The sequence below is a fragment of the Arthrobacter sp. D2-10 genome (genome assembly GCF_054161285.1).
On record NZ_CP096431.1, the window covers coordinates 3,213,430 to 3,231,566 of the forward strand.

Consider the following 18,137-nt stretch of genomic DNA (forward strand, 5'->3'; position numbering starts at 1 on the left):
CTATGGTTGCGGCACCGGGATCGGCCCTCGTCGAGGTGCCGTCAAGAAAGCTTTCGAACACACCACTCAATCTCAATGAGGAGAAGCTCAGTGAGTCTGTTTCGTCCTGCCCTGACCCTGCTTTGCGCCGCGACCCTCGTGTCAACAACCGGCGCCCCCGCTACCGCCCAACCTCCATCTCATGCGGCGCCGCCCGCGCAGACCGCTTCAACGCCACTGGAACACCAGACGCTACCCACCAATGAGGGCTGGGGTTCGTACGGTGCGGGTACCACCGGCGGCGCGGGGGCTGACGGTGACCGTATCTTCGATGTCTCATCCCGGGCAGAACTCAAAGCGGCCTTCGCCGCAGCCGGTAACGATTCCAAGATCATCCGCGTCCACGGTGAACTGCTCGGCAACGCCGACGATGCCGGAAATCCGCTCTCCTGCGACCAGTACGCTTCGGGCACCGGCTACTCGCTCGATGCATACCTTGAGGCATACGATCCGGCCACCTGGGGGTGGGACCGGGAGCCCGAGGGTGAGCAGGAGGAAGCCCGAAACCGTGCTGCCCAAAAGCAGAGGGCAACGATTCTCCTCGATGTGCCGAGCAACACCACCATAGTGGGCGCCTCTCCGGATGCAACCCTCAACGGACTGTCGCTGCGCATCAATCGTGCGAACAACGTCATAGTGCGGAACCTTCACCACAAGGGAGTCATTGACTGTTTCCCGCAGTGGGATCCCACCGACGGCAGTTCCGGGAACTGGAACAGCGAATACGACATGGTGCAAATCATCAACGGGTCCACGAATGTCTGGATGGACCACAACCACTACACCGATGATCCCTACTTCGACGACGAGGCACCCGAGTACTTCGGGCGGCCCTACCAGCAACACGACGGCGCTATCGACGTCACCAACGGTTCCGACCTGATCACCATCTCCTATAACCGTTTTGCTGACCGGGACAAGCTGATGCTGATCGGATCCACAGACTCACCCGGCCGTGGAGACCCCGGCAAGCTGCGGATAACTCTGCACCACAACGAGTTCGTGAACGTCGGGCAGCGCGCGCCGCGCGTGCGCTACGGGCAGGTTGACGTCTACAACAACCACTTCGTCACCAACGAGCAGTCCAGGGTTCCTTACCAATACAGCCTGGGTGCCGGCGTGGAGTCCCACATCTGGGCGGAGGCCAACGCCTTCACGCTCACCCCGGAAGTCGACCCTTCGGAGATCATTGCGCACTAGAAGGGAACGGCAATCACCACGATCGACAACACAGTCAATCGGCACGTCGTCGATCTCCGCGCCGCCTATAACGCCAGCGCACCCGCGGACAAACAACTGGCAGAGGACACCTCATGGCGGCCGGTACTTCGCACACAGGTTCATCCGGCTCAGGCGGTTCCCTCGATTCTCAAGGGCAACGTTGGACCCGTATTTACGGCGGGAGATCGCCGGTGATCCTCGAACGACACATCAACCGCAGAACAGTACTGACCGGAATCGCCGGTACTGCCGGATTTATGGCATTGGGTGCGGCTTCATCCGCCGGCGTGGTCTCGACGCCGGATAGTACCGGCGGCACAGGTCAACCCACCCTCTACGTAGTGGGAGATTCGACTGCGTCCACCTACGCCCACCGGGAATTGCCGAGGGCAGGCTGGGGACAAGCGCTCCCGCTCGCCCTGAATTCAGGCACACGGGTGGTCAATCGTGCCCTGTCCGGTGCATCGTCGAAGAGCTTCACAGACTCCGGGCTCACCGCGGAAACCCTGACCATGCTGCGCCTAGGAGACTGTCTTCTGATTTCCTTCGGCCATAATGACGAGAAGACATCGGACCCCGCTCGCGGAACACACCCGCAAACCACCTATAAGGAATACCTCGCCGGCTTCATCCGCGGCGCCCGGGCGGCGGGAGCACAACCAGTTCTTGTCACTCCCGTCGAGCGGCGGCGCTTCGACAGTCAAGGCAATGCACGCGAGTCGCACGGCGAATATCCGGCGGCGATGCGGGAACTGGCAGCGGCGACCAAGACACCGCTGATCGACCTGACGCTCTCTTCACTTGAACTCTGGCAACAGCTGGGCCCCGAAGCCACCACCCGCATGTTCCTGTATACGTCACCGGGCGAGTTCCCGCAGTATCCGTCCGGGGTGCAGGACAACACGCACTTCCGGGCTGAAGGCGCGCTTGCCGTCGCGCACCTGGTTGCCCGCGGGCTTCAGGAGCTCGACCTTGCTCCCCAGAACCCCCGGACTATGGAATTACCTGCCGAGAGCCTCCTGACAGGTATGTTCTGGCCGGGTGAACGTCCCGTGGACAAGCCGGTGGTTCTTGAAGTGGGCCCCGGGCGGAAGTTCCAGAGCGTGCAGGCCGCAGTAAACGCTGTGCCGGACTCCGCGCAGACGCGTCACGAGATCCATATCGCGCCCGGCCACTACCGGGAGCTGATCCTCGTCCCGCGCGCCAAGACCCGCGTGAGTTTCGTCGGGACGGGAGCGTCCGCTGCCGACGTCGTTCTTGTCTACGACAACGCTTCCGGCACCATGAAGCCGGACGGGTCCGGGCCGTACGGGACGAGTGGAAGCGCCTCGACACGACTTGACGGCGCTGACTTTCATGCCAGGAATCTCACCTTCAGCAACGATTTCGATGAGGCGGCGAACGAGCATATCCGTAACCGCCAGGCCGTAGCTCTGCATGTGACAGGCGACCGCTGTGTTTTCGAGAACGTGCGCATCCTGGGCAATCAGGACTCGCTTCTCGTCAACACCCCGAATGCCCAAACAGTGTCGCGCCAGTTCTTCATCAATACGCATGTCGAAGGAGACGTCGACTTCATCTTCGGACGGGCAACCGCCGTGTTCCAGCATTGCTCCATTGAGTCCTTGGACAGGGGCTCCTCGTCCAACAACGGATACGTCACGGCAGGAAGCATCAATCAGGGGTTCCACTACGGCTACCTTTTTGATGAATGCCGTTTCGAATCCCGCGCCGCTCGCCGCACTGTTCATCTGGGGCGACCGTGGCATCCGAGCGGTGATCCAACCGCCGTCGCCCAGGTGCTTGTTCGGAACAGTCACCTCGGAGCGCATATCAAGGAATCCCCCTGGACCGATATGAGCGGATTCTCATGGCGTGAGGCCCGGTTCCACGAATTCCGCAACAGCGGACCCGGTTCCGCACACTCCGCTGATCGCCCTCAAATGGGTAATGACCAGGCTGCGGGTTTCACGGCCAGCCACTATCTCAGGGGTCGAGACTGGTGGCAGCCGCAGCTCGCTGGAACAGCAAGCGATACTGCCACCGTCCGTGCTTAGCGCCCGGCCGCATCATCGGCCAAGTTGCATCACGTTAGGAAGCAGGCTTAGTGTTCTAGCCAGGAACACTCACCTATTGAAGGAGGCATCATGATTGGCTTTATCATCGCCGGATTGATCATCGGGGCGCTCGCGCGGCTCATCAAGCCGGGCAAGCAGAACCTCGGGCTGCTCGCGACCCTGCTGCTCGGACTTGTCGGATCGGTAATCGGCGGACTGGTTGCCAGCTTCTTCCACACCGGAGGAATCTTCGAGCTGAATATTCTCGGCTTCATCGTCGCTGTCATTGCTTCGGTACTGCTCATTGGCGTCGCCGAAAGCATGTCGGGCCGTCGTCGCAGCGTGCGCCGGTAGCCTCTCCCGGCGAACCGCCCAGTCCGGACGTTCGGGAGGGAATCTTCCTCCTGATCGTCCGGACTGAGCTGTTTAACGCCCCCGGCAAATTAACGCCCCCGGCAAACTGCCGTGCCGCAACGACAGGGGCTCACCTCGATCGGCAGAAATTGTCAGCCGGATGCACAGCCGTATGCACGGCAGCGGGGCGGTCAGCTCTTCGTGCGACGGCGGAGACCTGCGATGAACTCGTCAGCCTGCTTCAGCTTCATCTCAAGCTTGTCCCGCCTGGCCCCGGCTTCCTCAATGTAGCGGTCAAGCCTGGTCAGCAACTCCGGGTCTCCCGACTTGTCTGACAGCTGATCGACAATCTCGAGAAGCTCGGCCATCTGCTCCAGCGTGAAACCAAGCGGCTTCATCGAACGAACCACCAGCAGCCGTTCAAGATCCGTCTCGGTGAAGAGCCGGAAGCCACCATCGGTGCGCTTGGTATCCGGAAGCAGCCCCATCTCGTCGTAGTGCCGGATGGTCCGTAGCGACAGCCCGGTGATCTCCGCGAGCTCCCCGATGTGCATTGTCCGCACGTCCCGTCCGCCCGGTTGTTCAGTTACTCGTCCGCTCACCGTCGCTCATTCTTCCTGGTTGCATTACTGCTCAACCCTCACGTTAGGTTAGAGTTGTTGATAGCCCGGACCCACTACCTCTCGGCCGGCCTCTCCCAGCGCATTGCAGCGCCCCTCAACATTCCCATGAATGAAGGCGAGCATGCCTTCCGAACGTGAAACGGAGCCTTCGTGGCCACATCGACTCTCGGCTCGAAGCCTACCCTGACGCCCGAGCAGCGGCAGTCCGTCCTGCTGACCCTGAAGTCGCCGCGCCTGCTGAAGACCGAGGTCCTCGCAGGGCTTGTGGTCGCGATGGCGCTTATTCCGGAAGCCATCGCCTTCTCGATCATCGCTGGCGTGGACCCCCGGTTGGGGTTGTTCGCCTCCTTCACGATGGCCGTCTCGATCGCCTTCCTCGGTGGCCGCCCAGCCATGATCTCGGCAGCAACCGGCGCTATTGCCTTAGTCATCGCCCCGCTGGTGGCCAGTCACGGGGTCGATCACTTCATCGCCGCCGTCATCCTCGGTGGCATTTTCCAGGTGGTGCTTGCGCTGCTCGGAGTCGCGAAACTCATGCGCTTCATCCCGCGCCAGGTCATGGTGGGCTTCGTCAATGCCCTCGCGATCCTGATCTTCATGTCCCAGGTCCCGGAACTCCTGGGCGTACCCTGGCTGGTCTACCCGCTGACGGCGCTCGGACTACTGATTGTCTTCGGACTGCCGCGCTTCACGAACGCCGTCCCTGCACCGCTGGTGGCGATCGTTGTGCTCACGCTGATCACCGTCCTCGCGGCAGTTGCAGTGCCAACCGTGGGCGACAAGGGCGAACTGCCGGACAGCCTGCCGACCCTCTTTTTCCCGAACGTGCCCCTCACCCTTGAGACGCTGCGGGTCATCTTCCCTTACGCGTTGGCTGTGGCACTTGTTGGTCTCCTTGAATCACTGATGACCGCCAAGCTGGTCGACGACATCACCGATACGCACTCGAGCAAGACACGCGAAAGCTGGGGACAGGGCGCCGCGAACATCATCACCGGGTTCTTCGGCGGGATGGGCGGCTGTGCCATGATCGGCCAGACCATGATCAACGTGAAGGCGTCAGGGGCCCGAACGCGTATCTCGACCTTCCTCGCCGGTGTGTTCCTGCTGATCCTGGTGGTAGCGCTCGGTGATGTTGTTGCGATCATTCCGATGGCGGCGCTCGTTGCGGTGATGATCTTCGTTTCCATTGCCACCTTCGACTGGCACAGCATCCAGCCCTCGACGCTGAAGATGATGCCCAAGAGCGAAACGCTGGTCATGGTGGTCACCGTCGCGGCTACCGTCGTCACCCATAACCTGGCGATCGGCGTGGGCGCCGGTGTGCTGACGGCGATGGTGCTGTTCGCCCGGCGGGTGGCCCATTTCGTCACGGTGGAACGAACGGTGCTCGAGCTGAACGGCGAAGAAGTTGCCACCTACATTGTTGACGGAGAGCTGTTCTTCGCCTCTTCCAACGACCTTTACACGCAGTTCGAATATGCCCACGACCCACGAAAAATCATCATCGACATGCACGCCTCCCATCTCTGGGACGCATCGACGATCGCCGCCCTTGACGCCATCACGGAGAAGTACCACTCGCACGGCAAGGAGGTCGAGATCATCGGCCTCAACGATGCCAGTGTGGTCATGCGCGAGCGGATGGCCGGCAAACTGGGCGGTGGCCACTAGGCCTACGTAGGGAGCGAACATCCGGCCTCGTCCAGAAATGGTCCTTGAGTGCAGAATTGCCGGTCTCAATCGGCCGATTCTGCACCCGGAGGCCATTTTTGTGCGACGTGACTGTGCGACGTGGCTGTGCGACGTGATTGTGCAACGCACCGCCGCGGTCACAGCGCTTTGACTGCGCCGAGCACCCGGGTCAGCGAATCCTTGGCATCACCGAAGAGCAGGGTTGTCTTCGGCGAGTAGAGCAACTCATTCTCGATGCCCGCGAAACCCGGACGCATGGACCGCTTCAGGAAGACCACCTGACCGGCATCGGCCACCTCGAGGATGGGCATCCCGTAGATCGGGGAGCCCGGCGACGTCTTGGCGGCCGGATTCACGACGTCGTTTGCGCCCACCACCAGGGCAACGTCCATATTCCGGAACTCCGGATTCACTTCGGCCATTTCCCTCAGCGACTCGTACGGCACGTTCGCCTCCGCAAGCAGCACGTTCATGTGTCCGGGCATCCGACCGGCCACCGGATGGATCGCGAAGGACACCTCCACTCCTCTGGCTTCCAGCACATCCGCCAGCTCCGCGATGGTGTGCTGCCCCTGCGACACTGCAAGCCCATAGCCCGGGACAATCACCACCTGCTGCGCGTATCCAAGCATGACGGCCACGTCTTCGGGCCCGGATGCCCGAACCGGCCGCTCACTGACCGTCCCTGCCCCGGCGGTCGAGCCGCCACGGAACGCGCCGAACAGGATTCCTGCCACGCCGCGACCCATGGCTGCGGCCATCGCACGGGTCAGGATGGTGCCGCTCGCACCGACCAGTGTTCCGGCCACCAGCAGCAGCACGTTGTCGAGCACCACGCCGGACGCCGCAACCGCGAGACCGGTGAACGCGTTGAGCAGGGAGATGACAATCGGCACGTCCGCCCCGCCGACGGGTAGCACCAGCAGGACGCCCGCGGCGAGACCGAGCACCAGCAGGACCGTCGCCCACACCTGGTTCCCCGTCAACGTCACCAGGACAGCGGCAACCAGAAGCAGGATGACGACGGCGGACATCACCCAGCGCATGCCCCGGAAGATGACCGGACGCGTAGTCATCAGCTCCTGCAGCTTCGCCACGGTGACCCCCGAGCCTGCGAAAGACACTGCCCCCACCATGAGGGTGAAGACGACGGCGCCACGTACCCACACGCCGTCGTGCGCTGCCAGTTCGAGAATGGCCACCAGCGCGGCGGCGCCACCGCCCACACCGTTGAACAGCGCCACGAGCTGCGGCATCTGGGTCATCTGCACGCGGCGTGCGATAGGGGCCGCGATCACGGCTCCCACAGCGATGGCGATGAGAATGGCGGGCAGGTTTTGCAGCCGGGCGGAGAGGAAGACAGTGACGACGGCGAGCGCAGCACCCCCGGCACCGATCAGGTTGCCGCGGCGGGCAGTGCGCGGGGAGCTCAATCCCTTCAGTGCGAGGATGAAGCACACGGCGACAACGAGGTACAGCAGGGCTGTGGCTTCCGGCGCTAGAAGGTTCATGGGTCGAGCTTTCCTGCGGATTGTCCGGTCGATTGGCCCGGTTGATTCCGGCCTCGGAACATGTGGAGCATCCTGTCAGTCACCACGAACCCTCCGACCAGATTCACCGTCGCGAGCAGCACCGCTACCAGCGCGAGGCCCAGAGGCAGAAGCTCCGTGGCCTGACCCGCCACCAGGATCGCACCGACGAGGATAATTCCGTGGATCGCGTTGGCACCGGACATCAAGGGTGTGTGCAGCGTGCTTGTCACTTTGGACACCACTTCGAAACCGACGAACACGGCGAGCACTACAACGGTGAGCAGGGACGGCAGATCCATTAGCGCGTTCCTTTCAGCGCGGCCGCGGTGGGTTGGTGCGCCACCCTGCCCTCGTGGGTGAGGCAGGCGCCGGCCACGACGTCGTCGTCGAAGTCCGGCTCGACGCGCCCGTCCACGGTCATGAGCTCCACAAGGTTCGCGACATTGGCTGCGAACAGCCGGGACGCGTCGGCGGCCATCGCGGATGCAGCGTCCTTCATCCCCACCAGGGTGACGGTTCCGCCGGCTCCCGACACCAGGATGTCCTGCCCTGCCACGGAGCCTTGCACGTTGCCACCGGTTTCGGCGGCAAGGTCGACGACGACGGCACCGCCCTGCATCCCCTGAACCATGTCAGTGGTCACGAGCAACGGTGCCGGCCTGCCGGGGACGGCGGCAGTTGTGATCAGGACGTCGGAGGCCGCCACATGCGGGACGAGGAGCTCGCGCTGCCGCCGGGCCCGGTCCTCACCCATCTCCCGGGCGTAGCCGCCGGCGCCTTCGATGGCGTCGAGGTCGAGGTTGATGAATGTGCCGCCGAGGGAGGCGACCTCGTCCGCGGAGGAGGGGCGGACGTCGTACGCAGACACACGGGCGCCCAACCGCTTGGCTGTTCCGATGGCCTGCAGTCCCGCGACTCCCGCACCGAGCACAAGGACGCGTGCGGGTGGCACCGTGCCTGCAGCAGTCATGTACAGGGGAAAGAACCGGGGGAACCGGATCGCAGCCTCGAGGACCGCGCGGTATCCGGCGACAAGGGACTGGGAGGACAGTGCGTCCATCGACTGCGCGCGGGAGATCCGCGGGATGAGTTCCAGCGCAAACGACGTGACTCCGGCCTGTGCGAGGGCGGCGACCGTGTTCAGCTCCGTGGCGGGAGCTGCGAAGCCGACCGTGAAGGTGCCGGGCTGCAACATCCCCGCTTCTTCCGCAGTCAGGGGCGCAACGTGGCACAGGAGATCGACCTGGCCGAGTTGGGGAACGACGTCGGCGCCCGCTGTGCGGTACGCAGCATCATCATGGCCCGCCTGTACACCGGCCCCGGATTGCACGACGACGTCAAGGCCGAGCTTGGTCAGTTGGCGGACGGATGCGGGCGTCGCCGCCACGCGTCGCTCACCCGAACGGGTCTCCCGTTTCACTCCCACCAGCACGATCTGTCCCTTCCCAACGGGGCGCCGTCGCCCAATCGCTGGAACACAGCATCACACAGCAGGAGTGTTCGCGGAACGCAACAGCCCGGGCTGTTGCGGGAAGGTTATGCAGCCGTGCCCTGCCAGGCCCCAAACCTCCACGACGCCTCGAACGGCTTCGGTGTCGGAAGTAGTCAGCGAACTGCATATTTTCAGCCGACCATCAGGTGGCGGCTGTAGCCTTTAAGAATCTTCGGGAACTTGGGGACCCTCCGCGGCTGGGAAGTCGGTTTCGACTTCAGGGATTCTTATGACCATCACTTCACCGGCACGCACGGTCCGCGTTGCCAAGCCGAACGACGTCGTCGCTTCCTACGCCACGCTTCTCAAGCAGGTGCGCAAGGAAGGCCTGCTCGCACGCAGGCGCGGCTTCTACCTTTCAGTCATGGCGCTCCTCGGCCTGGCTCTCGGCGCAGCATGGACGGGTTTCGCCCTTCTCGGCGATACCTGGTTCCAGCTGCTGATTGCAGGCGTTCTCGGAGTCGTGCTGACGCAGATCGCTTTCCTGGCACATGAGGCGTCCCACCGCCAGATCTTCGCCTCCCGCGGCGCCAACGACTGGTCGGGACGGATTCTCGCCGCCGGCGTCGTCGGTATCAGCTACCAGTGGTGGATGAACAAGCACTCCCGTCACCACAACGATCCGAATGTTGTGGGCAAGGATCCGGACATCGAGGTGGACACCATCTCCTTCCTGGAAGAGGACGCCGCCAAGGCTAAGGGCATCCAGGCGTGGATTACCCGCCGCCAGGGTTACTTGTTCTTTCCGCTCCTGACGCTCGAGGGCCTGAACCTGCATGCCCGCTCCATTGCCACTCTCTTCCGCCCCGGCGCAGTGCAGGGACGCTGGGTCGAGCTTGCGCTCCTCGCGGTCCGCTTCGGCTTGTACCTCGGAGTGCTGTTCTGGTTCCTGCCTGTGGGCATGGCTTTCGCTTTCATCGGCGTGCAGATGGCGGTCTTCGGCATCTACATGGGTGCTTCCTTCGCTCCCAACCACAAGGGCATGCCGGTCATCCCGCGTGACAGCAAGCTGGACTTCTTCCAGAAGCAGGTCCTCACCTCACGCAACATCCGCGGCGGCAACTTCATCAACAACGCCTTCGGCGGCCTCAACTTCCAGATTGAGCACCACCTCTTCCCGGATATGCCACGCCCGCACCTGCGCAAGGCAGCAGTCATCGTTCGGGAGCACTGTGAGCGACTCAAGGTTCCCTACACCGAAGTCGGTGTCGCGGCGTCGTACGGCGCAGTTGTCTCCTACCTCAACCGGGTGGGACTCGCAGCCCGCGACCCCTTCGACTGCCCCATGGTCAACCGCTACCGCCGGCGGTAGTTCCGGAGCCAGCGGCTGAAACCCTTCAAACGACGACGGCGACCCTCACCGAGCGGTGAGCGGTCGCCGTCGTTTCCTGTCTTCGCTGTTGCGATTGACTGCCCGTACGTCAGGCGTTCCAGAGCCCGTAGGAGTCCGCCAGTGAGGAAATCTTCTGCGCACGGGCAAGACGCGGGAGGTACGAGCCATCGCCGACGACGGCGCCGGACGCGTGTGCGTCGAGGAGCTCGTGGGCCCACTGGATCTCGGACTCGCTCGGAGAGAGGCCCTTGTTGATGGTATCTGCCGCTTCCGGGCGCAGGCACAGCTTTCCGGTCATACCCATGGATGCCGTGACCTTGCAGGCGTCGAGCAAATCGTCGCCGAGGGCACCTACCGTAGGCCCGTCGATGGGGCCGGGCAGCTGACCGACACGGGAGGCGACCACAAGCTTGGCGCGCGCGTAGGCAAGGGCCATAGGGTCATCGGAGGCACCCGTGTCGCGGCGGAAATCGCCGACCCCGAATGCCAGCCGGAAGGTTCCGGGGGCGCTCGCGATCGCCGTTGCATTTTCGATGCCGAGCGCGGATTCAACGAGGGCGAGCACGGGAGTGCCGGCCTGGAGCCGCATGGCCGTATGCGTGACCTGCTCGGGCTTCTCGGTCATGGCGAGCATGACGCCGCGGAGACCGGGCGCCTTGGAGAGGGCGGCGAGGTCATCGGCCCAGAAGTCAGTCTCGATGCCGTTGACCCGCACCCATGCGGTCATGCCGGTGGAGAGTGCTTCGACAACCCTTTCACGTGCTTCAGCCTTGAAGTCGGCGGGCACGGCGTCCTCGATGTCGAATACGACGGAATCGGCCTCGGAAGCCAGCGCCGGCGCGAAGTTCGCCTCGGTTGCTGCCGAAGCGAGCAGCCAGGAACGGGACAGCTTGGCAGGAAGCGCAGCAGCGCGACTATTACGAAGGGGGGCCATACCTAGAACCTTACGCAACCGGCCTCGTCGTAATCCACCGGGTGACGCCCCCGGACGGTAAACACTACGACCAAAAGATCCTTTGACCCCGACGAAGGCGGTCGATAGGATTTTCACGATACAGTATCGAAATATCGTTATATGAAAGTGGTCAGCTATGAGCAAGCAACTCGCGGTCGGAGATCCGGCTCCTACGTTCACCCTCACCGATGCTGACGGACTGCCCGTGAGCCTCTCGGAATTCAAGGACCGCAGCGTGGTGGTCTACTTCTACCCCAAGGCCGAGACCCCGGGCTGCACCACCGAGGCCTGCGATTTCCGGGACAACCTCGCCTCACTTCAGAGCGCCGGTTTCAGCGTTGTCGGCATCTCGCCGGACACGCCGGAGGAGCTCGCTTCGTTCACGAGCAATCACGGGCTCGCGTTCCCCCTGCTTTCCGACGCCGACAATGCCGTCGCCATCGCGTGGGGCGCCTACGGTGAGAAGGAACGGAACGGCAAGATCGTCACCGGCATCATCCGATCCACGGTCGTTGTGGGACCGGACGGAACTGTGCAGCACGCCGAGTACGGCGTCGATGCACAGGGCCACGTTGCACGCTTGCGGAAGACCCTGAACGTCGCCTGACCCTTGCATGACAGAAGACCCTCCTGCACTGGGTGCGGGAGGGTCTTCTGCTTTCCCGGACGGACGTGCTAGCACCCTTCCGGAGTCTTTGGGTTGCGGGTCAGGCTGCGCCTCGACGGAGCAGGCGCCCGGTGGGCTTTTCGAGGTCCAGCACCTCGCCTCGCAGGTAGGTGGAGCGGACGACGCCGGCGAGCGCCTTGCCGGCGTAAGGCGAGATGGGATTCTTGTGGTGAAGCTTGTGCACGTCGACCACGAAGGTCTCGTCCGCGGCGAAGACCGAGAAGTCGGCATCGTACCCGAGAGCGAGCTTGCCCTTCCGCTGTAGCCGCGCGATCGCGGCAGGGCGGGCAGACATCCATTCCACAACCTGCTCCAGAGGAATGTCCCGCGTCCTCGCCTCCGACCAGATCAGCGAGAGACCCAGCTGCAGCGAGGACACCCCTCCCCAGGCCACGCCGAAGTCGCCGTTCTCAAGGTCCTTCAAGTCGAGGGTCGACGGGGAATGGTCCGACACGATGCAGTCGATCGTCCCATCCATCAGGCCCTGCCACAGCAGCTCCCGGTTGGATGCTTCGCGGATGGGAGGGCAGCACTTGAACGCGGTCGCCCCATCCGGGATTTCCTCCGAGAGCAGGGTGAGGTAGTGCGGGCAGGTTTCGACGGTGAGGTTCACCCCGTCGCGCCTGGCTGTCGCGATCATGGGCAGGGCGTCCGACGACGACAGGTGCAGGATGTGCGCCCTGGCACCCGTCCAGCGGGCACGCTCGATCACTTCGGCGATGGCCACGTTCTCGGCACCACGGGGCCTTGATGCCAGGAACTTCGCGTACTGGTCGCCTTCGGGGGAAGGGGCGCGGTCAATGGCCCGCGAGTCTTCGGCGTGGACGATCATCAGGGAGTCGAAGGATTTCAGCTCCGCCATGTCCGCTTCCATTTCGTCGGCTTCCAGATGCGGGAACTCGTCCACGCCGGAGTGAAGCAGGAAGCACTTGAATCCGAACACGCCCTCGTCGTGAAGCGGGCGAAGATCAGCCTTGTTGCCCGGAATGGCGCCGCCCCAGAAGCCGACGTCGACAAAGGACTGGGTCTCGGCCGCCGCCCGCTTCTGCTCAAGTGCGTCGACGGTCACGGTCGGCGGGATGCTGTTGAGCGGCATATCGATGATGGTGGTGACCCCTCCGGCAGCTGCAGCCTTCGTGGCGGACGCGAAGCCCTCCCACTCCGTGCGGCCGGGTTCGTTGACGTGTACGTGGGAGTCCACGAGGCCCGGGATCAAAGTCTCGTCCGGTGCAAGGTCCACTACTGTTGCGCCGTCCAGCCCATTGCCAAGCGGCTCGATCGCCACAATGACGCCGTCGCGGACGCCGACTTCGCGCGGCGCGATTCCCGCCGTCGTCATAATCCGTTCGCCGCGGATGACGAGGTCATATGTTTCCCTGCTCATCAAAGTCCTCCATTCAGTCCAACACCGACGCCGATCGAGGCGGCGATGGCGCGCCCCACCTCTTCCAGCAACCGGCCCGCGTTGGCAATGCACTCATCTACATCAGGCTCCAGGTCCGTCAGGGCGTACACGCCCGCGAACCCCGCGTCGCGAACCTGTCTGCGGCTGAGGCTGGTGCGGCCGCAGACTGCGATCACCGGTACCCCTGCCGCCGTCGCGGCTTCGAGCACGCCCAACGGCGTCTTCCCTCCGAGGCTCTGCTCGTCGAGGCTGCCTTCACCGGTGATCACCAGTTCGGCCCCGTCCAGCTTCTTGTGCAGGTCCGCCAGTTCCAGTACGACGGCGATGCCCGGCTCCCGCTCAGCCTTCAGTACCGCTAGCGCCGCGTAGCCAACGCCGCCCGCAGCTCCAGCGCCCGGCGCCTCGGCCTGCTGTTGAGCTTGGGGGCCCAATTCCTTCCCGAGTACCTCGACGAAGCGGGCGAGGGCACCGTCAAGGTCAGCGACGTCGTCGGGCGCTGCTCCCTTCTGGGGTCCGAAAACCGCGGCGGCGCCGTTGGGCCCAAGAAGGGGGTTGTCGACGTCGGACGCCAGGGTGAACGCAGTCGTGGCAAGCCGCGGGTCAAGGCCGCGCAGGTCGATCCGGGCGAGGCCGGCGAGGGCTGCGCCTCCGTCAGGAAGCGGGTTGCCGCCGTCGTCCTGGAAAGCGGCGCCGAGGCCGGTAAGCATCCCGGCGCCGCCGTCTGTGTTCGCGCTGCCACCGACGCCCAGCACAATGTGCGTGCAGCCGAGGTCGAGTGCGAAGCGGATCAGTTCCCCGGTCCCCCGGCTCGAGGCTTCCCGTGCCTTCAGCACTCCCCCGGGAAGCACCGCGAGACCCGAGGCAAGCGCCATCTCTATCACCGCGGTGCCGGCCCGGACCGCGATCGGCGCCTCCACCGGCTCCCCGGTCGGGCCGGCGACCGTCGTGGTGTGCCGGCTGTACCCGGCGGCGAGGGCAGCATCAAGTGTGCCCTCGCCGCCGTCGGCCATCGGAACCACCTCGACGGCGAGCTCCGGGTCTGCCGAAAGCAGCCCTGCCCGCAGGTGAGCGGCGACCTCGGGGGCGGTCAGCGACCCCTTGAACTTGTCCGGCGCGATGACGATCCGCATGTGGCTATTACACCAACAGGGAGATGGCCGTGGGGGCGTCGTCGGCGGATTCGGCGAGGTCCTCGAACTCGTTGATCGCGTCGATGCCCGCGGCGCCCATGGCGATGTTGGTGACCCGTTCCAGGATGACCTCCACGATCACCGGCACGCGGTACTCCTGCATGAGCGCACGGGCCTTTTCGAAGGCGGCCTGCAGGTCATCGGCTTCCCGGACACGGATCGCCTTGCAGCCCAGGCCCTCGGCCACCTTGACGTGGTCAACGCCGTAGCCGTCGAGCTCGGGCGCATTCACGTTCTCGAATGCGAGCGACACGTGGTAATCCATCTCGAACCCGCGCTGCGCCTGGCGGATGAGGCCGAGGTACGAGTTGTTCACAACCACGTGGATGTACGGCAGCTGGAACTGCGCGCCCACGGCCAGTTCTTCGATCATGAACTGGAAGTCGTAGTCACCGGACAGCGCGACGACGGTTTCCCCCGGGCTTGCCTGCGCCACACCGAGGGCGGCCGGCGCGGTCCAGCCCAGCGGTCCGGCCTGGCCACAGTTGATCCAGTTGCGGGCCTCGTAGACGTGCAGGAACTGTGCACCGGCAATCTGGGACAGCCCGATGGTCGACACGTACCGGGTGTCCCGGCCGAACGCCTGATTCATCTCCTGGTACACCCGCTGCGGCTTGACCGGCACGTTGGTGAAGTTGGTCTTGCGCTGCATCGTGGACTTCCGCTGTGCGCAGTTCTTGACCCAGGCGTTCCAGTCCGGCAGCCCCTGCTGCTCCTTGCGTTCACGCGCGATCTCAACCAGCCCGCTGAGGGCGGCACCGGCGTCGGACACGATCCCGAAATCCGGCGCGAAGACGCGCCCGATCTGCGTGGGCTCGATGTCGATGTGCACGAACTTCCGGCCCTTGGTGTACACGTCGAGGGCACCGGTGTGGCGGTTGGCCCAACGGTTGCCGATGCCGATCACGAAGTCAGACTCGAGCATGGTGGCGTTGCCATACCGGTGCGAGGTCTGCAGGCCGACCATGCCGGCCATCAGCTCATGGTCGTCGGGGATGGAACCCCAGCCCATCAGCGTAGGGATCACCGGGATGTTGAGCAGCTCGGCGAGTTCCACAAGCTGCGCGGAGGCGTTGGCGTTGATGATGCCGCCGCCTGCCACGATCAGCGGGCGTTCAGCGGCGGTCAGCATGTCCAGCGCCTTCTCAAGCTGCTTACGCGTGGCGGCGGGCTTGTGGACCTGGAGGGGTTCGTAGGTATCAGGATCGAACTCGATCTCGGTCTGCTGGACGTCGATCGGCAGGTCGATCAGCACAGGCCCGGGACGGCCGGAACGCATCTCGTAGAACGCCTTCTGGAACGCGCCCGGAACCTGCGCAGCTTCCAGGACAGTCATGGCCATTTTGGTGACCGGCTTGGCGATCGAGGAGATATCGACGGCCTGGAAATCTTCCTTGTGCAGCTTCGCCACGGGAGCCTGGCCGGTGATGCAGAGAATCGGGATGGAGTCCGCCCACGCCGAGTAGAGGCCTGTGATCATGTCGGTTCCGGCGGGGCCGGAGGTGCCGATGCAGATCCCGATGTTGCCGACCTTGGCACGAGTGAATCCCTCGGCCATGTGGGAGGCGCCCTCAACGTGGCGGGCGAGGACATGGTGGATGCCGCCGTGGGCTCGCATCGCGGAATAGAAGGGGTTGATCGCCGCGCCGGGCAGGCCGAACGCCGTGGTGGCGCCCTCCTTCTCCAGGATCGCAACGGCTGCGTCGACAGCGCGCATTTTGGGCATGGTGTGCTCCTACTGAGGGAAGTTTTGCGCAGCTCAGGCGACTTGCGACGTCGTCGGCTCGCCTAAGCTGCACGGAAGTTTGGGTTTTATTTGCCGGAGAGCTGGTTGATCAGCTTGAAGAGGCCGGAGTGGTCCAGGCCGCCGTCGCCCGTGTTGACGAGCGAGGCAACCAGCTGTGCGACGACGGCACCCAGTGGGGTGGCGACGCCGGCTTCACGGGCGGCTGAGGTGACAATGCCGAGGTCCTTGTGGTGGAGGGCCAGGCGGAAGCCGGGATCGAAGTTGCGGTCGAGCATCTTCTGGCCCTTCTGGTCGAGTACCTTGGAGCCGGCGAGGCCGCCGCCAAGGACCTTGAGGGCGGCGTCGGTGTCCACGCCGTAGGCCTCGAGGAAAACGATCGCTTCGGACAGAACGCCGATGTTGACGGCGACGATGAGCTGGTTTGCAGCCTTCACGGTCTGGCCTGAGCCGGACGGGCCGACATGGACGATCGTCTTGCCGACTGCGGCAAGCACGTCCTGTGCGGCTTCGAAGTCTTCCTTCTCGCCGCCCACCATGATGGACAGGACGGCGTCGATGGCACCCTGCTCACCACCCGAAACCGGTGCGTCCAGCGGGCGGAGCCCGGCAACACGCGCCTGCTTGGCCAATTCCACGGCAACGTCGGGTCGGATACTGCTGGCGTCGACCCAGAGGGCGCCCTGCTTCGCGTTGGCGAAGACGCCGTCGTCGCCTGTTACGACGCCCTCGACGTCCGGTGAGTCGGGCACCATGGTGATGACGACGTCGGCGTGCTTGACTGCCTCGGCAATGCTGGCTGCTGCTGACCCGCCTTCGGCGACGAGCTTGTCCATCTTGTCCGAGCTGCGGTTGAACCCGGTGACGGTGTAGCCGGCCTTGACGAGGTTGATGGCCATGGGCAGGCCCATGATGCCGAGTCCGATGACTGTTACGTTTTTCATGGTCATTCCTTGTTATGAGCGGGCAGCGTTATGAGCGGGCGGCGTGGTCGCGGATGGCCCAGTTGAAGGCGGCGTCCGCCGGTTCCTTGTACTCGAGTCCGATGTGGCCGTCGTAGCCGAGTTCGCGGCTGCGGGCGATCCACTCCCCCAGCGGCAGGGCGCCGCTTCCGGGAGCTCCACGGCCGGGTGCATCGGCGATCTGGATGTGGCCGAAGTCTTTGGCGTGGTTCTCGATGACCTGGCCGACATCGTCGCCGTTGACCGAGAGATGGTAGAAGTCGGCAAGGAGCTTGATGTTGCTCTTGCCCGTTTTCGCTGTGACCTTTTCGATGACATCGAGTGCATCCTGCGCGGTCAGCAGCGGATACCTGTCTGCACCGCTGACGGGTTCCAGGAGGACGGTGCCGCCGATCCGTGAAACAGCATCCGCCGCGAACGCGAGGTTCTCGATGGCCACGGCGTCCTGCTCCTCGGGGCTGACGCCCGCGACGCGGTTACCGTACAGCGCGTTGAAGGCCTTGCAGCCGAGCCGTTCGCCGATTCCGACGACGACGGGGACGTTCGCTTGGAAGTCCGCCTGCCGTTCGGGCCAGGACACCAGGCCACGGTCACCGCCCGGCATATCGCCGGCGTTGAAGTTGAGGCCGGTGAGCTGGACGTCGGCGTCAGTGATCGCGTTCTCGAAGGCTGCAACCTCCGAAGCAGACGGGGTGGAGGTGCTGAAGGGCCACCAGAACTCGACAGCGTCAAAGCCTGCTTTCTTCGCGGCAGCCGGGCGCTCGAGCAGAGGCAGCTCGGTGAGAAGGATGGAGCAGTTCACTGTGTAGGTCATCGTTGATCCTCGGGTGCTTGGCCAAACGGTCATTCCGTAATGCGGAAGTAACTT

The 18,137-nt window shown here is 64.2% G+C and carries 16 protein-coding genes; 6 read left to right on the forward strand and 10 right to left on the reverse strand.

The features are described from left to right. The first annotated feature begins 90 nt into the window (after positions 1–90). The 3 genes from M1D74_RS15050 (at position 91) to M1D74_RS15060 (ending at position 3,671) form a co-directional block, all read left to right on the forward strand. The gene (locus M1D74_RS15050; protein WP_458115828.1) at positions 91–1,239 is read left to right on the forward strand and encodes a pectate lyase family protein; all 1,149 of its coding nucleotides are present in this window, start codon (positions 91–93) and stop codon (positions 1,237–1,239) included. Positions 1,240–1,451: 212 nt separating this feature from the next. Further along, positions 1,452–3,317, forward strand: a complete 1,866-nt coding sequence (locus tag M1D74_RS15055; protein WP_458115829.1) for a pectinesterase family protein — start codon at positions 1,452–1,454, stop codon at positions 3,315–3,317. 90 nt (positions 3,318–3,407) lie between these two features. Continuing rightward, positions 3,408–3,671: a GlsB/YeaQ/YmgE family stress response membrane protein gene (locus M1D74_RS15060; RefSeq protein ID WP_309072724.1), complete on the forward strand. Its 264-nt coding sequence runs from the start codon at positions 3,408–3,410 to the stop codon at positions 3,669–3,671. A 191-nt stretch (positions 3,672–3,862) separates the two neighbouring features. On the opposite strand, the gene M1D74_RS15065 is transcribed toward M1D74_RS15060, so the two are convergent. After that, complete coding sequence (locus tag M1D74_RS15065; protein WP_309072726.1) at positions 3,863–4,225, reverse strand: MerR family transcriptional regulator; 363 nt, start codon at positions 4,223–4,225, stop codon at positions 3,863–3,865. Between the two features lie 219 nt (positions 4,226–4,444). On the opposite strand from M1D74_RS15065, the gene M1D74_RS15070 reads away from it, so the two are divergent. Continuing rightward, complete coding sequence (locus tag M1D74_RS15070; protein ID WP_458115830.1) at positions 4,445–5,968, forward strand: SulP family inorganic anion transporter; 1,524 nt, start codon at positions 4,445–4,447, stop codon at positions 5,966–5,968. A gap of 158 nt (positions 5,969–6,126) precedes the next feature. On the opposite strand, the gene M1D74_RS15075 is transcribed toward M1D74_RS15070, so the two are convergent. Genes M1D74_RS15075 through M1D74_RS15085 form a run of 3 tightly spaced genes read right to left on the reverse strand, consistent with a single transcriptional unit; the run spans position 6,127 to position 8,953 of the window. Beyond that, positions 6,127–7,500 (reverse strand): NAD(P)(+) transhydrogenase (Re/Si-specific) subunit beta, encoded by a 1,374-nt coding sequence (locus M1D74_RS15075; RefSeq protein ID WP_458115831.1) that lies wholly within the window; start codon positions 7,498–7,500, stop codon positions 6,127–6,129. Continuing rightward, the gene (locus tag M1D74_RS15080) at positions 7,497–7,820 is read right to left on the reverse strand and encodes an NAD(P) transhydrogenase subunit alpha part 2 (RefSeq protein ID WP_309072716.1); all 324 of its coding nucleotides are present in this window, start codon (positions 7,818–7,820) and stop codon (positions 7,497–7,499) included. Before M1D74_RS15080 ends, M1D74_RS15075 begins: the two co-directional genes overlap by 4 nt. Further along, positions 7,820–8,953 carry a Re/Si-specific NAD(P)(+) transhydrogenase subunit alpha gene (locus M1D74_RS15085; RefSeq protein WP_458115832.1) on the reverse strand — a complete coding sequence of 378 codons (1,134 nt, stop codon included), beginning with the start codon at positions 8,951–8,953 and terminating at the stop codon, positions 7,820–7,822. Before M1D74_RS15085 ends, M1D74_RS15080 begins: the two co-directional genes overlap by 1 nt. Before the next feature lie 289 nt (positions 8,954–9,242). Here M1D74_RS15085 and M1D74_RS15090 point away from each other — a divergent pair, with 289 nt between their 5' ends. Next, positions 9,243–10,325 carry a fatty acid desaturase family protein gene (locus M1D74_RS15090; RefSeq protein WP_458115833.1) on the forward strand — a complete coding sequence of 361 codons (1,083 nt, stop codon included), beginning with the start codon at positions 9,243–9,245 and terminating at the stop codon, positions 10,323–10,325. A 109-nt stretch (positions 10,326–10,434) separates the two neighbouring features. Here M1D74_RS15090 and M1D74_RS15095 read toward each other — a convergent pair whose 3' ends face one another. Continuing rightward, on the reverse strand, positions 10,435–11,280 hold the full coding sequence (locus M1D74_RS15095; RefSeq protein WP_458115834.1) for an HpcH/HpaI aldolase/citrate lyase family protein: 846 nt from the start codon (positions 11,278–11,280) through the stop codon (positions 10,435–10,437). Positions 11,281–11,437: 157 nt separating this feature from the next. On the opposite strand from M1D74_RS15095, the gene bcp reads away from it, so the two are divergent. Beyond that, the gene (gene bcp, locus M1D74_RS15100) at positions 11,438–11,908 is read left to right on the forward strand and encodes a thioredoxin-dependent thiol peroxidase (protein ID WP_458115835.1); all 471 of its coding nucleotides are present in this window, start codon (positions 11,438–11,440) and stop codon (positions 11,906–11,908) included. A gap of 100 nt (positions 11,909–12,008) precedes the next feature. Here the strand turns inward: bcp and allB are convergent, their stop codons facing one another. From allB to M1D74_RS15125, 5 genes are all read right to left on the reverse strand, one after another. Next, positions 12,009–13,352, reverse strand: a complete 1,344-nt coding sequence (allB, locus tag M1D74_RS15105) for an allantoinase AllB (protein WP_309124414.1) — start codon at positions 13,350–13,352, stop codon at positions 12,009–12,011. Beyond that, the gene (locus M1D74_RS15110) at positions 13,352–14,503 is read right to left on the reverse strand and encodes a glycerate kinase (RefSeq protein ID WP_458115836.1); all 1,152 of its coding nucleotides are present in this window, start codon (positions 14,501–14,503) and stop codon (positions 13,352–13,354) included. Before M1D74_RS15110 ends, allB begins: the two co-directional genes overlap by 1 nt. Before the next feature lie 7 nt (positions 14,504–14,510). After that, positions 14,511–16,289, reverse strand: coding sequence for a glyoxylate carboligase (gcl, locus tag M1D74_RS15115; RefSeq protein ID WP_458115837.1), 1,779 nt, complete (start codon positions 16,287–16,289; stop codon positions 14,511–14,513). An 86-nt stretch (positions 16,290–16,375) separates the two neighbouring features. Further along, a complete protein-coding gene (locus M1D74_RS15120; protein ID WP_309072443.1) occupies positions 16,376–17,251 on the reverse strand; it encodes a 2-hydroxy-3-oxopropionate reductase in 876 nt (291 codons plus the stop codon). A gap of 28 nt (positions 17,252–17,279) precedes the next feature. Next, positions 17,280–18,083, reverse strand: a complete 804-nt coding sequence (locus tag M1D74_RS15125; RefSeq protein WP_458115838.1) for a hydroxypyruvate isomerase family protein — start codon at positions 18,081–18,083, stop codon at positions 17,280–17,282. Between the last annotated feature and the right edge of the window lie 54 nt (positions 18,084–18,137).